At 60.0% G+C, this 13,075-nt stretch carries 14 protein-coding genes; all 14 read left to right on the top strand.

Annotated elements, in window-relative coordinates:
- The first annotated feature begins 40 nt into the window (after positions 1 to 40).
- On the top strand, positions 41 to 790 hold the full coding sequence (gene pyrH / locus WA145_RS12600; protein ID WP_339410079.1) for a UMP kinase: 750 nt from the start codon (positions 41 to 43) through the stop codon (positions 788 to 790).
- Positions 780 to 1,337 (top strand): ribosome recycling factor, encoded by a 558-nt coding sequence (gene frr, locus WA145_RS12595; protein WP_422581901.1) that lies wholly within the window; start codon positions 780 to 782, stop codon positions 1,335 to 1,337. Before pyrH ends, frr begins: the two co-directional genes overlap by 11 nt.
- A 16-nt stretch (positions 1,338 to 1,353) precedes the next feature.
- Positions 1,354 to 2,109, top strand: a complete 756-nt coding sequence (uppS, locus tag WA145_RS12590) for a polyprenyl diphosphate synthase (RefSeq protein ID WP_422581900.1) — start codon at positions 1,354 to 1,356, stop codon at positions 2,107 to 2,109.
- On the top strand, positions 2,109 to 2,924 hold the full coding sequence (locus WA145_RS12585) for a phosphatidate cytidylyltransferase (protein ID WP_422581899.1): 816 nt from the start codon (positions 2,109 to 2,111) through the stop codon (positions 2,922 to 2,924). The genes uppS and WA145_RS12585 overlap by 1 nt, the downstream gene beginning before the upstream one ends.
- Complete coding sequence (gene ispC / locus WA145_RS12580; RefSeq protein WP_422581898.1) at positions 2,921 to 4,105, top strand: 1-deoxy-D-xylulose-5-phosphate reductoisomerase; 1,185 nt, start codon at positions 2,921 to 2,923, stop codon at positions 4,103 to 4,105. The genes WA145_RS12585 and ispC overlap by 4 nt, the downstream gene beginning before the upstream one ends.
- Before the next feature lie 21 nt (positions 4,106 to 4,126).
- The gene (rseP, locus tag WA145_RS12575) at positions 4,127 to 5,479 is read left to right on the top strand and encodes a sigma E protease regulator RseP (RefSeq protein WP_422581897.1); all 1,353 of its coding nucleotides are present in this window, start codon (positions 4,127 to 4,129) and stop codon (positions 5,477 to 5,479) included.
- An 88-nt stretch (positions 5,480 to 5,567) separates the two neighbouring features.
- Positions 5,568 to 7,928: an outer membrane protein assembly factor BamA gene (gene bamA / locus WA145_RS12570; protein ID WP_422581896.1), complete on the top strand. Its 2,361-nt coding sequence runs from the start codon at positions 5,568 to 5,570 to the stop codon at positions 7,926 to 7,928.
- A 43-nt stretch (positions 7,929 to 7,971) separates the two neighbouring features.
- Positions 7,972 to 8,475 carry an OmpH family outer membrane protein gene (locus WA145_RS12565; protein WP_090248384.1) on the top strand — a complete coding sequence of 168 codons (504 nt, stop codon included), beginning with the start codon at positions 7,972 to 7,974 and terminating at the stop codon, positions 8,473 to 8,475.
- Positions 8,475 to 9,536, top strand: a complete 1,062-nt coding sequence (gene lpxD / locus WA145_RS12560; RefSeq protein ID WP_422581902.1) for a UDP-3-O-(3-hydroxymyristoyl)glucosamine N-acyltransferase — start codon at positions 8,475 to 8,477, stop codon at positions 9,534 to 9,536. Before WA145_RS12565 ends, lpxD begins: the two co-directional genes overlap by 1 nt.
- A 48-nt stretch (positions 9,537 to 9,584) precedes the next feature.
- Positions 9,585 to 10,025, top strand: a complete 441-nt coding sequence (gene fabZ, locus WA145_RS12555) for a 3-hydroxyacyl-ACP dehydratase FabZ (RefSeq protein WP_422581895.1) — start codon at positions 9,585 to 9,587, stop codon at positions 10,023 to 10,025.
- Positions 10,022 to 10,798 carry an acyl-ACP--UDP-N-acetylglucosamine O-acyltransferase gene (gene lpxA / locus WA145_RS12550; RefSeq protein WP_422581894.1) on the top strand — a complete coding sequence of 259 codons (777 nt, stop codon included), beginning with the start codon at positions 10,022 to 10,024 and terminating at the stop codon, positions 10,796 to 10,798. Before fabZ ends, lpxA begins: the two co-directional genes overlap by 4 nt.
- A gap of 3 nt (positions 10,799 to 10,801) precedes the next feature.
- Entirely contained in the window at positions 10,802 to 11,935 is a 1,134-nt protein-coding gene (gene lpxB / locus WA145_RS12545) for a lipid-A-disaccharide synthase (protein ID WP_422581893.1), read from the top strand.
- Positions 11,935 to 12,531 (top strand): ribonuclease HII, encoded by a 597-nt coding sequence (gene rnhB / locus WA145_RS12540; RefSeq protein ID WP_422581892.1) that lies wholly within the window; start codon positions 11,935 to 11,937, stop codon positions 12,529 to 12,531. The genes lpxB and rnhB overlap by 1 nt, the downstream gene beginning before the upstream one ends.
- Before the next feature lie 141 nt (positions 12,532 to 12,672).
- Positions 12,673 to 13,075: PHP domain-containing protein (locus tag WA145_RS12535; protein ID WP_422581891.1), on the top strand; the 403-nt coding region annotated here is incomplete at its 3' end.

The following is a 13,075-nucleotide window of genomic DNA, read 5'->3' as shown; positions in this document are numbered from 1 at the left end:
AGGTTTGCACAGAATTCAAACGCCGCAGGAGAGACTCGCAATGGCTCAGCAGATGAGTGGTCGTCAACCGCGCTACAAGCGCATTCTGCTCAAACTTAGCGGCGAGGCCCTGATGGGGTCGGAAGATTTCGGCATCGATCCCAAGGTACTTGATCGCATGGCGCTGGAAGTCGGCCAGCTGGTTGGTATCGGCGTACAGGTCGGCCTGGTGATTGGTGGTGGCAACCTGTTCCGTGGCGCGGCGCTGAGCGCGGCGGGTATGGACCGGGTAACCGGCGACCATATGGGCATGCTGGCCACCGTGATGAACGCCCTGGCCATGCGCGACGCGCTGGAACGTTCGAATATCCCGGCCATCGTCATGTCGGCCATCTCCATGGTTGGGGTGACCGATCACTACGACCGGCGCAAGGCGCTGCGTCATCTGAAAACCGGTGAGGTGGTGATTTTCGCCGCTGGCACTGGTAATCCGTTCTTCACCACCGACTCGGCCGCCTGTCTGCGCGCCATCGAAATCGATGCCGACGTGGTGCTCAAAGCGACCAAGGTGGATGGTGTGTACACTGCCGATCCATTCAAAGACCCGCATGCCGAGAAGTTCGAGCGCCTGACCTATGACGAGGTGCTCGATCGCAAGCTGGGGGTAATGGACCTGACGGCTATCTGTCTGTGCCGCGACCATGCTATGCCGCTGCGCGTTTTCAACATGAACAAGCCCGGTGCCCTGCTGAACGTTGTAGTCGGCGGCGCTGAAGGCACTCTGATTGAGGAAGATAAACATGATCAATGAGATCAAGAAAGACGCCCAGGTGCGCATGCAGAAGAGCCTGGAATCGCTGGTCCACGCCTTTAGCCGAATCCGTACCGGTCAGGCGCACCCGAGCATTCTGGGTGGCGTGATGGTGCCTTACTACGGCTCCGACACCCCGCTGAACCAGGTGGCCAACGTCACCGTAAAAGACTCACGCACCCTGCAGGTTGTAGCCTTCGAGCGCAATATGCTGGCGGCGGTGGATAAGGCGATCCAGAGCTCCGGCTTGGGTTTCAACCCGACCAACCTCGGTGAGCTGCTGCTGATCTCCATGCCAGCGCTGACCGAAGAAACCCGCAAGGGCTTCACCAAGCAGGCCCGTGATGCCGCTGAAGATGGTCGCGTAGCGGTGCGCAATATTCGTCGTGATGCCCTGAGCCAGTTGAAAGACCTGGTCAAGGAGAAGGAAATCAGCGAAGACGAAGAGCGCCGTGCCGCCGACGAAATCCAGAAGTTGACGGACAAGTTCGTCGCGGAAATCGAAGTCGCAGTGAAGCAGAAAGAAGCGGATCTGATGGCCGTTTAACGGCCAGGACATCGTCATGGAAAAGACCAAAGACGGTAGTTCGTTCGCTGTGCCACGGCATGTGGCGATCATCATGGACGGTAACAACCGCTGGGCGAAGAAGCGCCTGTTGCCCGGCGTTGCCGGCCATAAAGCCGGTGTCGATGCGGTGCGTGCGGTGATCGAGGTGTGTGCCGAGGCCGGGGTCGAGGTGCTGACGCTGTTCGCCTTCTCCAGTGAAAACTGGCAGCGCCCGGCCGAGGAAGTCAGCGCGCTGATGGAGCTGTTCCTCGGAGCGCTGCGCCGCGAAGCGAAGAAGCTCGACGCCAATGACATCAGCCTACGCATCATCGGTGATCGCTCGCGCTTTCACCCTGAGCTGCAGGCGGCGATGCGTGAGGCTGAGGCGCAGACTGCCGGCGATAAGCGCTTTGTGCTGCAGGTGGCCGCCAACTACGGTGGCCAGTGGGATATTGCCCAGGCGGCGCAACGGCTGGCGCGGGAGGTTCAGGGCGGCCATTTGCGCGCCGAGGACATCACCCCCGAATTGCTGCAGAGCTGCCTGGTGACCGGCGATTTGCCGCTGCCGGATCTGTGCATCCGCACCGGCGGCGAGCATCGCATCAGCAACTTCCTGCTTTGGCAGTTGGCCTATACCGAGCTGTATTTCTCCGACCTGTTTTGGCCGGATTTCAAACACGACGCCATGCGCAAAGCCTTGGCCGATTTTGCTAGCCGCCAGCGTCGCTTTGGGAAAACCAGCGATCAGGTGGCTGCTGAGGCCCGTAGCTGATGCTCAAGCAACGAATTATCACGGCGCTGGTGCTGTTGCCGTTCGCCCTCGGCGGTTTCTTTCTGCTGGATGGGGCGCTGTTTGCTTTGTTTATTGGCGCGGTGGTCAGCCTGGGTGCCTGGGAGTGGGCGCGTTTGGCCGGTTTTACTGCGCAGGTGCAGCGCGTGGCCTATGCCGCGCTGGTGGCCGCGTTGTTGTATGGCTTGTATCTGCTGCCCGCCTTGGCGCCTTGGGTGCTGCTGCTTGGGGTTGTCTGGTGGGCGGTGGCGACCTTGCTGGTATTGGGCTATCCCGCCAGCAGTCGCTACTGGACGCAGGTCCCGGTCAGGTTGCTGATTGGCCTGCTGATTCTGCTGCCGGCCTGGCAGGGCCTGGTGCTGTTCAAACAGTGGCCTGATGCCAACTGGCTGATTCTTGCAGTGATGGTGCTGGTGTGGGGGGCTGATATCGGTGCCTATTTCGCCGGTCGGCGCTTCGGCAAACGCAAGCTGGCACCGCAAGTTAGTCCAGGCAAGAGCTGGGAAGGGGTTTTCGGTGGTTTGCTGGCGACGCTGCTGATCTGCGCAGGCGTGGCGATTTATCGTGAGTGGTCGTTTGCCAGTCTGCTGCTGGCCTTGCTCGGCACCGCCGTGGTGGTGCTGATCTCGGTGGTCGGTGATCTGACGGAAAGCATGTTCAAGCGCCAGGCCGGGGTTAAGGACAGCAGCAATCTGCTGCCGGGTCATGGCGGCGTGCTCGATCGTATTGACAGCCTGACGGCCGCTATCCCGGTGTTTGCCGCATTGCTGTGGCTGGCGGGCTGGGGCGCGCTGTGAGTCACCCGCAGCAGATTACCGTGCTGGGGGCGACCGGTTCGATCGGCCTGAGTACCCTCGATGTCATCGCGCGTCATCCTGAGCGTTATCAAGTGTTCGCGTTGTCCGGCTTCAGTCGTCTGACTGAGCTGGAGGCGCTGTGCATGATCTACCGCCCGCGTTTTGCCGTGGTACCGCAGGCTCTGGACGCTCGCCACCTGCAGGAAGGTCTGCGCGCTGCCGGTCTGGCCACTCAGGTGCTGCATGGCCCCGAGGGCTTGTGTGAGGTGGCGGCGCACCCTGAAGTCGATGCGGTAATGGCCGCCATCGTCGGTGCTGCCGGCCTGCCGCCGACCCTGGCGGCGGTCGAAGCCGGCAAAAAGGTGCTACTGGCCAATAAAGAAGCGCTGGTGATGTCGGGCGCACTGTTTATGCAGGCTGTGCGTAAAAGTGGTGCTGTGCTGCTGCCGATCGACAGTGAGCACAATGCGATTTTCCAGTGCCTGCCGGGCGACTACGCCCGCGGCCTGCCGCAAGTCGGGGTGCGGCGGATTCTGCTGACCGCCTCGGGTGGGCCGTTTCGCGAGATGCCGCTGGAGCAGTTGCATGCGGTCACCCCTGAGCAGGCGTGCGCGCACCCCAACTGGTCGATGGGCCGCAAGATCTCGGTCGACTCGGCGAGCATGATGAACAAGGGCCTGGAGCTGATCGAGGCCTGTTGGTTGTTTGATGCCACGCCCGCGCAGGTTGAAGTGGTGGTGCATCCGCAGAGCGTGATCCACTCGCTGGTCGATTATGTCGACGGTTCGGTGCTGGCGCAGCTGGGCAACCCGGATATGCGCACGCCGATCAGTCACGCCCTGGCCTGGCCAGAGCGGATTGACTCCGGTGTGGCACCGCTGGACCTGTTTGCCATTGGTCGGCTGGATTTCCAGGCGCCGGATGAGCAGCGCTTCCCTTGCCTGCGTCTGGCGCGTGAGGCGGCGCAGGCCGGCGGTACTGCGCCGGCCATGCTCAATGCGGCCAATGAAGTGGCGGTTGCCGCGTTCCTTGAACGGCGCATCCGCTTCCCCGAGATCGCGCGTATCATCGAAGAGGTTCTGCACGCTGAGCCCGCCCTGGCGGTTGAGAGCCTGGAAACGGTGTTGGCCGCTGATAGTCGGGCTCGTGATCTGGCTGAACAATGGCTGAGTCGGCGCTGATCGCTGACGCGGAGAAATTTGATGAGTGCGCTTTATATGCTGGTCGGCACCCTGGTTGCGTTGGGCGTGCTGGTAACCATCCACGAATACGGGCACTTCTGGGTCGCCCGCCGCTGCGGGGTCAAGGTGCTGCGGTTTTCCGTGGGCTTTGGCAGCCCGTTACTACGTTGGCATGACCGCCAGGGCACTGAATTTGTCGTGGCCGCCATCCCGTTGGGCGGCTACGTGAAAATGCTCGATGAGCGCGAAGGCGATGTGCCGCCGGAGTTGCTTGATCAGTCGTTCAATCGCAAGTCGGTCCAGCGGCGTATCGCCATCGTGGCGGCAGGCCCTGCGGCGAACTTCCTGCTGGCGCTGCTGTTCTTCTGGGTCGTGGCGATGCTCGGTAGCCAGCAGGTGCGCCCAGTTATTGGTGCGGTCGAGGCGGGCAGCCTGGCCGATGTAGCCGGTTTGCAGGTTGGGCAGGAAATTGTCGCGATTGATGGCCAGCCCACTACGGGCTGGGCGGCGGTGAACCTGCAACTGGTCAGTCGCTTGGGTGAAAGTGGCCGTCTGAACCTGGCTGTGCGTGAGCCGGGCTCCTCGGTCGATAGCCCGCGACAGATCGTGCTGGATAACTGGCTGCGCGGTGCCGACGAACCGGACCCTATTTCTTCATTAGGTATTCGCCCTTGGCGCCCGGCGCTGCAGCCAGTGCTGGCGCAGCTGGACCCCGAAGGCCCGGCATTTGCTGCAGGCTTGCAGGTCGGCGATCGTCTGCTGGCGCTGGATGGTCAGTCTCTGGCCGATTGGCAGCAGTTGGTGGATCAGGTGCGGGGCTTGCCAGGTAAAAAAATCAGCTTGCAGGTGGAGCGTCAAGGTCAGCAGTTGGATGTGCCGCTTACCTTGGCTGCACGCGGTGAGGGCGAGGCCCTTAGTGGTTATCTAGGCGCTGGTGTGGCCGGTGGCGAATGGCCGCCGGAAATGCTGCGTGAAGTCAGCTATGGCCCGTTAGAAGCTATCGCCGAAGGTGCCAAAAACACTTGGACAATGAGCGTTCTAACCCTTAATTCCATAAAGAAAATGCTGTTTGGTGAGCTCTCGGTAAAAAACTTGAGCGGGCCGATAACCATTGCTAAAGTGGCGGGCGCTTCTGCTGAGTCAGGTTTGAGTGATTTTCTGAAATTCCTCGCCTACCTGAGCATTAGCCTGGGGGTTCTTAATTTGTTGCCCATCCCCGTGCTGGATGGGGGGCATCTGCTTTTTTATCTGGTCGAGTGGGTGCGTGGTCGCCCACTGTCGGAACGGATACAGGGTTGGGGGATGCAGATCGGCATCAGTTTGGTCATCGGGGTGATGTTGCTGGCCCTGGTAAACGACTTGGGCCGCCTGTAGCCGCTGCTGATTTACGCTCTCGTTATGCACAAGACGTGTCGCCTAAGCGGCAGATTTTTTATTGTCAGTTGGAATAAGAAAGGACTTCATGAAACGTCTGCTGCTACCTGCGGTGCTTGCCGCACTGATGATCAACGAAGTTCACGCCGAGTCCTTCACCATCTCCGATATCCGGGTCACCGGCCTGCAGCGCGTTTCCGCTGGCAGCGTATTCGGTGCCTTGCCCCTTAATGTGGGCGCGCAAGCCGATGACCGGTCGCTGGTTGAGGCGACCCGTGAACTGTTCAAAACCGGTTTCTTCCAGGACATCCAGCTCGGTCGCGATGGCGATGTGTTGGTTGTTACCGTGGTCGAACGCCCGTCGATCTCCAGTATCGAGATTGAAGGCAACAAGGCCATCAGCAGCGAAGACCTGCTCAAAGGCCTGAATCAGTCCGGCCTGGCCGAAGGCGAGATTTTCCAGCGGGCTACCCTGGAAGGCGTGCGCAACGAGTTGCAGCGCCAATACGTCGCACAGGGTCGTTACTCCGCAGAAATCGAAGCTGAGGTCATTCCGCAGCCGCGTAACCGTGTGGCGCTGAAGATCAATATCAATGAAGGTTCGATTGCCGCGATTCAGCACATCAACGTGGTGGGTAACTCGGTTTTTTCCGATGAAGACCTGATCGATCTGTTCGAGCTGAAGACCACCAACTGGCTGTCCTTCTTCAAGAATGACGACAAGTACGCCCGTGAGAAGCTCGCCGGTGACTTGGAGCGTCTGCGTTCCTACTACCTGGATCGCGGCTATATCAATATGGATATCAGCTCGACTCAGGTATCCATCACCCCGGACAAGAAACACGTCTACGTGACAGTCAACGTCGACGAAGGCGAGAAGTACACCGTACGTGAGGTCAAGCTCAGCGGTGAGCTGAAGGTGCCGGAAGAGGACGTCCGTGCGTTGCTGCTGGTTAAAGAAGGCCAGGTATTCTCGCGTAAAGTGATGACCACCACCTCCGAACTGATCACCCGTCGCCTGGGTAACGAAGGCTATACCTTCGCCAACGTCAACGGTGTGCCGCAGGCCAATGACGATGGCACCGTGTCCATCACCTTTGTGGTCGATCCGGGTAAGCGTGCCTATGTCAATCGCATCAATTTCCGTGGTAACACCAAGTCGGAAGACGAGGTGCTGCGCCGTGAAATGCGTCAAATGGAAGGCGGCTGGGCTTCGACGTACTTGATTGATCAGTCCAAGACCCGTTTAGAACGTCTGGGCTACTTCAAGGAAGTCAACGTTGAAACCCCGCAGGTGCCGGGCACCGACGACCAGGTTGACGTCAACTACAGTGTCGAGGAGCAGGCTTCTGGCTCCATCACCGCCAGCGTCGGTTTCGCCCAGAACGCCGGTCTGATTCTCGGTGGCTCGATCACCCAGAACAACTTCCTGGGTACCGGTAACAAGGTCAGCGTTGGGTTGAACCGTAGCGAATACCAGAGCAACTATAACTTTGGTTTTGTTGACCCCTACTGGACCCCAGACGGCGTCAGCCTGGGCTACAACGCCTTCTTCCGTGAAACCGATTACGACGAGCTGAATACCGATGTGTCCAGCTACTCGGTGGACAGTTACGGTGCGGGCGCCAGCATTGGTTATCCAATCAGCGATACCTCGCGCCTGACCTATGGCTTGACCGTTCAGAACGACAGCATCGGCACCGGCGTATACACCGTTGACGAAATCTTCGACTTTATCGATGCCGAAGGTGACAGCTACCTAAACCTCAAAGCGTCGGTTGGCTGGTCGGAGTCGACCCTTAACCGTGGTGTGCTGGCCAACCGCGGTCACTCGCAAAGTCTGGTATTCGAAACCACAGTGCCGGGCAGCGACCTGTCGTTCTTCAAGGTGGATTACCGTGGCCAGATCTTCAAGCCGCTGAGCGACACCTATACCCTGCGTTTGCATAGCCAACTGGGCTATGGCGACAGTTATGGCTCCACCGACAGCTTGCCGTTCTATGAACACTACTACGCTGGCGGCTTCAACTCGGTGCGCGGTTTCAAGGACAGCAGCCTGGGCCCACGCAGTACGCCTAGCCTTGGTCAGGCGGTCACCGGTAACGAAGGTACGCTTGAGGATCCAGATCAGGATCCGCTGCCATTCGGCGGTAACGTGCTGGTGCAAGGCGGTGTTGAATTGTTGTTCCCCATGCCGTTCGTCAAGGATCAGCGCTCGCTGCGTACTGCGCTGTTCTGGGATGTGGGTAATGTCTTCGACACCAACTGTGGTAAGTCTCAGGACGATTGCGGCAGCATCGACCCGGGTAACCTGGCCAGCTCCGTGGGTGTTGGCCTGACCTGGATTACCGCACTGGGCCCGCTGAGTTTCAGCCTGGCCATGCCAATCATCAAACCGGATGATGCCGATACGCAGGTTTTCCAGTTCTCTCTCGGTCAGACGTTCTAAGCGTCGGATTTTTGAATACCAACAGTTTTGCAGGAGTTGCACCGTGCGTAAGTTGACTCAACTGGTTTTGTTAAGCGTTGCTCTGCTGGCAACCCCGGCGTTTGCCGAGATGAAAGTAGCGGTATTGAACTATCAGATGGCCTTGCTCGAATCTGATGCGGCCAAGCGTTATGCCGTGGATGCCGAGAAGAAATTTGGCCCGCAGCTAAACAAACTGAAGACCCTGGAAAGCGATGCAAAGCGCATTCAGGATCGTCTGGTTAAAGACGGCGAAAAAATGCAGACCGCCGAGCGTGAGCGTCTGGAGCTTGAATTCAAGCAAAAAGCCCGTGATTTCCAGTTCCAATCCAAGGAGCTGAACGAGTCCAAGGCTGTAGCGGACCGTGAAATGCTGAAAAAGCTCAAGCCGAACCTGGACAAGGCTGTGGAAGAAGTGATCAAGACCGGTAACTTCGACCTGGTGCTGGAGCGTGGCGCGGTGATTGATGTCAAGCCTCAGTTCGACATCACCCGCCAGGTTATCGAGCGCATGAATCAGCTGCGCTGATTATGAGTGCCACGGTGTATACCCTTGGCCAGTTGGCCGAGCGTCTGGGCGCCACCTTGCGTGGTGCCTCGGATAAAGCGATCAGCGGTTTGGCTACCTTGCAGGAAGCCGGCGCTGATCAGCTGAGCTTTCTCGCCAATGCGCAGTACCGCAAGTTTCTCTCGGGCTGCCAAGCCGGCGCAGTGCTGTTGACTGCGGCGGATGCCGAAGGCTATGCCGGCCATGCATTGGTCGTCAGCAATCCTTATCTGGCCTATGCCGAACTCTCCCACCTGTTTGATCGCAAGCCTCAAGCGTTGCCTGGCGTGCATCCCACCGCTGTGGTGGCTGCGGATGCGCAGGTCGATGCGAGTGCCAGTATCGGCGCCTATGCGGTGATCGAGAGTGGCGCGCAGATTGGCGCTGGCGTAACCATCGGGGCGCAGTGCGTAGTCGGCGCGCGTTCGCAGATTGGCGAAGGTGGCTGGCTGGCTCCGCGCGTGACGCTGTACCACGACGTACGGATCGGTAAGCGCGTGGTTATTCAATCCGGTGCGGTGATCGGTGGCGAGGGCTTCGGCTTTGCCAACGAGAAGGGCGTCTGGCAGAAGATTGCGCAGATCGGTGGGGTGACCATCGGTGATGACGTCGAGATCGGCGCCAATACCACCGTCGACCGTGGCGCGCTGTCGGACACCCTGATCGGCAATGGGGTCAAGCTGGATAACCAGATCATGATCGCGCACAACGTGCAGATTGGTGACAACACGGCCATGGCCGGTTGCGCGGGTATTTCCGGCAGCACCAAGATCGGCAAGAACTGCATGATTGCCGGCGGCGTCGGCATGGTTGGGCATATCGAGGTGTGCGACAACGTGTTCGTCACCGGCATGACCATGGTCACCCGCTCAATCACCGAGCCGGGCTCCTATTCGTCGGGTACCGCCATGCAGCCGGCGGCTGAATGGCGCAAGAGTGCGGCTCGGATTCGGCAGTTGGATGATATGGCGCGCCGCCTGCAACAGTTGGAAAAGCAGCTGGCTGCCGTGACCCCAGCTGCCGACACTTCATCTGATGCCTGAGCCGGTGTTTGCCGGCTTCTCTTTTTTCTCTTACAGGCTTCTCTGCACATGATGGACATCAACCAGATTCGCGAATACCTGCCGCACCGCTATCCGTTCCTCTTGGTGGACCGGGTGGCTGAGCTGGATATTGAAGGCAAGCGAATTCGCGCCTACAAGAATGTCAGCATCAATGAGCCGTTCTTCAACGGGCATTTTCCCGAGCACCCGATCATGCCGGGTGTGTTGATCATCGAAGCCATGGCTCAGGCTGCCGGCATTCTCGGTTTCAAGATGATGGATCTGAAGCCCTCCGATGGCACCCTGTATTACTTTGTCGGCTCGGACAAGCTACGCTTTCGCCAGCCAGTGGTGCCGGGTGATCAGCTGACTCTTGAAGCCCGCTACCTGAGTAACAAGCGCAGCATCTGGAAGTTCGAGTGCAAGGCCAGCGTCGACGGCAAGGAAGTCTGCTCGGCAGAAATCATCTGTGCGGAACGCAAACTATGAGTTTGATTGACCCTCGTGCCATCATCGATCCCAGCGCCAAGTTGGCTGACGACGTAGTCGTCGGCCCTTGGTCGATAGTCGGGGCCGATGTCGAAATCGGCGAGGGTACAGTGATCGGCCCCCATGTGATCCTCAAGGGGCCGACGCGGATCGGTAAACACAACCGTATCTATCAGTTTTCCTCGGTGGGTGAAGACACCCCCGACCTCAAGTACCAGGGCGAGGCGACTCGCCTGGTGATTGGCGATCACAACGTGATCCGCGAGGGTGTCACCATCCACCGCGGCACCGTGCAGGATCGCAGTGAAACCACGCTTGGTGACCACAATCTGATCATGGCCTATGCCCATATCGGCCATGACAGCGTGATCGGCAACCATTGCATCCTGGTCAACAACACCGCGTTGGCCGGGCATGTGTGGGTCGATGACTGGGCGATTCTCTCCGGTTACACCTTGGTGCATCAGTTCTGCCGTATCGGTGCGCACAGCTTTTCTGGCATGGGCACGGCGATTGGCAAGGATGTACCGGCGTTTGTCACCGTTTTTGGCAACCCGGCCGAAGCGCGCAGCATGAACTTCGAAGGCATGCGTCGTCGTGGTTTCAGCGCCGAGGCGATTGCTGCCTTGCGCCGTGCCTACAAGATCGTCTATCGCCAGGGGCTTACGGTTGAGCAGGCGATGAGTGAACTGGCCGAATCCTCCGCAGAATTTCCCGAAGTCGCGATCTTCCGCGATTCCATTCAGGCTTCCAGCCGCGGCATTACCCGATAATTTATGACTGACCTGATGCGTGTCGCGCTGGTCGCTGGCGAGGCGTCTGGCGATATTCTCGGTGCGGGCCTGATGCAGGCCCTCAAAGCCCAATACCCACAGATCGAATTTATCGGTGTCGGTGGCCCGCTGATGCAGGCCCAGGGGCTGAGTTCCTATTTCTCGATGGAGCGTCTGTCGGTGATGGGCCTGGTCGAGGTCCTCGGCCGCCTTCCCGAACTGCTGGCGCGGCGCAAGCGGCTGATCCAGACCCTGATTGCCGAAAAACCGGACGTATTTATCGGCATCGATGCGCCGGATTTCAACCTGACCCTTGAACTCAGGTTGCGTCAGGCGGGCATCAAGACCGTGCATTACGTCAGCCCGTCCGTATGGGCCTGGCGGCAGAAGCGCGTGCTGAAGATTCGCCAGGCCTGCGACCTGATGCTGACCCTGTTTCCGTTCGAGGCGCAGTTCTATCAGGATCATCAGGTACCGGTACGTTTTGTCGGCCACCCGCTGGCCGATACCATTGCCCCGCAGGCGGATCGCGCTGCGGCCCGTGAGGCGCTGAACCTGGCGCAGGACCAGCCGGTGGTCGCCTTGTTGCCGGGCAGCCGTGGCGGCGAGGTGGCGCGCCTGGGTAGTCTGTTTCTCGATGCGGCCGTGCGTTTGCGCACCTTGCGCCCCGGTCTCCAGTTTGTCTTGCCGTGCTCCAGCCCGGAGCGTCGCGCTCAGCTTGAGCAGATGCTGGTGGGCCGCGATTTGCCGCTGACCTTGCTCAACGGCCGCTCCCATGAGGCGCTGGCGGCCTGTGATGCGGTGCTGATTGCCTCCGGTACGGCGACCCTAGAGGCCTTGCTGCACAAACGGCCGATGGTGGTGGCGTACAAGGTTGCGCCGCTGACTTACCGCATCCTCAAGCGCCTGGTCACCAGCGCCTATATTTCCCTGCCGAACCTGCTGGCCGAGCGTTTGCTGGTGCCCGAGATGATTCAGGACGCGGCCACGCCGGAAGCGCTGGCCCAGTTACTGGCACCCTTGCTGGATGGCGGCGAGGTACAGACCGAAGGCTTTGATGTGATTCACCGCGCGCTGCGCCGTGACGCCTCGGTGCAGGCCGCCCAGGCTGTGCTGCAACTGACAGGGCGCGGCTGATGCAGCTCGGGCTGGATTTCACCCTGGTGCAGGAGCTGGTCGCCGGTGTCGATGAGGTCGGTCGTGGGCCACTGTGCGGCGCCGTGGTGACGGCGGCGGTGATTCTCGATCCGGCGCGGCCGATTCTCGGCCTGAACGATTCGAAAAAGCTGACCGAGGCGCGTCGGGAAAAACTCTTCGACGAGATTCGCGAAAAAGCCCTGGCCTGGTGCATCGCCCGCGCAGAAGTGGAAGAGATCGACCAGCTGAATATCCTTCACGCCACCATGCTGGCCATGCAGCGCGCGGTCGAGGGCCTGAGTGTCACGCCCAAGCTGGCGCTGATTGATGGTAATCGCTGCCCGAAACTGCAGGTGCCCAGTGCGGCGGTGGTCAAGGGCGATAGCCAGGTGCCGGCGATTGCCGCGGCGTCGATCCTGGCCAAGGTCAGCCGCGACCGCGAGATGCAGCTGCTGGACGCGCAATATCCAGGCTATGGCATTGCCGGGCACAAGGGCTATCCCACTGCCGTGCATCTGGAGGCCTTGCGCCGCCTGGGGCCGACGCCCATTCATCGGCGCTCCTTTGGTCCGGTAAAGGCGCTGTTGGAGACGTAGGATGGGTTAGCCGCGTAGCGGCGTAACCGATCAATTCGTCGACGACTATCGCTGCGCTCAACCCATCCTACCTGCTGTTGTTTGCCCCTTGGCCCGGTACAATCCGGGCCTTATCGCTTTTGTGTTTTGTATAGGACTGCCATGACCGCCTCGTTCGTCCACCTGCGTTTGCACACCGAGTTCTCCCTGGTTGACGGTCTGGTGCGGGTCAAGCCGCTGATCAAGTCAGTGGCGGCGGCGGGCATGCCGGCGGTAGCGGTTACCGACATGAGCAACATGTGCTCATTGGTGAAGTTCTATAAGGCCGCCATGGGCGGCGGCATCAAACCGATCTGCGGCGCCGACATCTGGCTGGCCAGCGCCGATGACGATGGCCCGCTAAGCCGTATGACTCTGCTGGCGATGAATGCCAAGGGCTATCGCAACCTCACCGAACTGGTCTCGCGCGGCTGGAGCGAAGGGCAGAGCAATGATCTGGTGATTATCCAGCGTGATTGGGTCAAGCAAGCGGCCGAAGGCCTGATTGCCTTGTCCGGCGCGAAGG

Source organism: Pseudomonas sp., assembly GCF_049301935.1.
Taxonomy (GTDB): Bacteria; Pseudomonadota; Gammaproteobacteria; order Pseudomonadales; family Pseudomonadaceae; genus Aquipseudomonas.
Note: the sequence above shows the minus strand (reverse complement) of the source record. Positions and strands in the feature narration are given on the sequence as shown.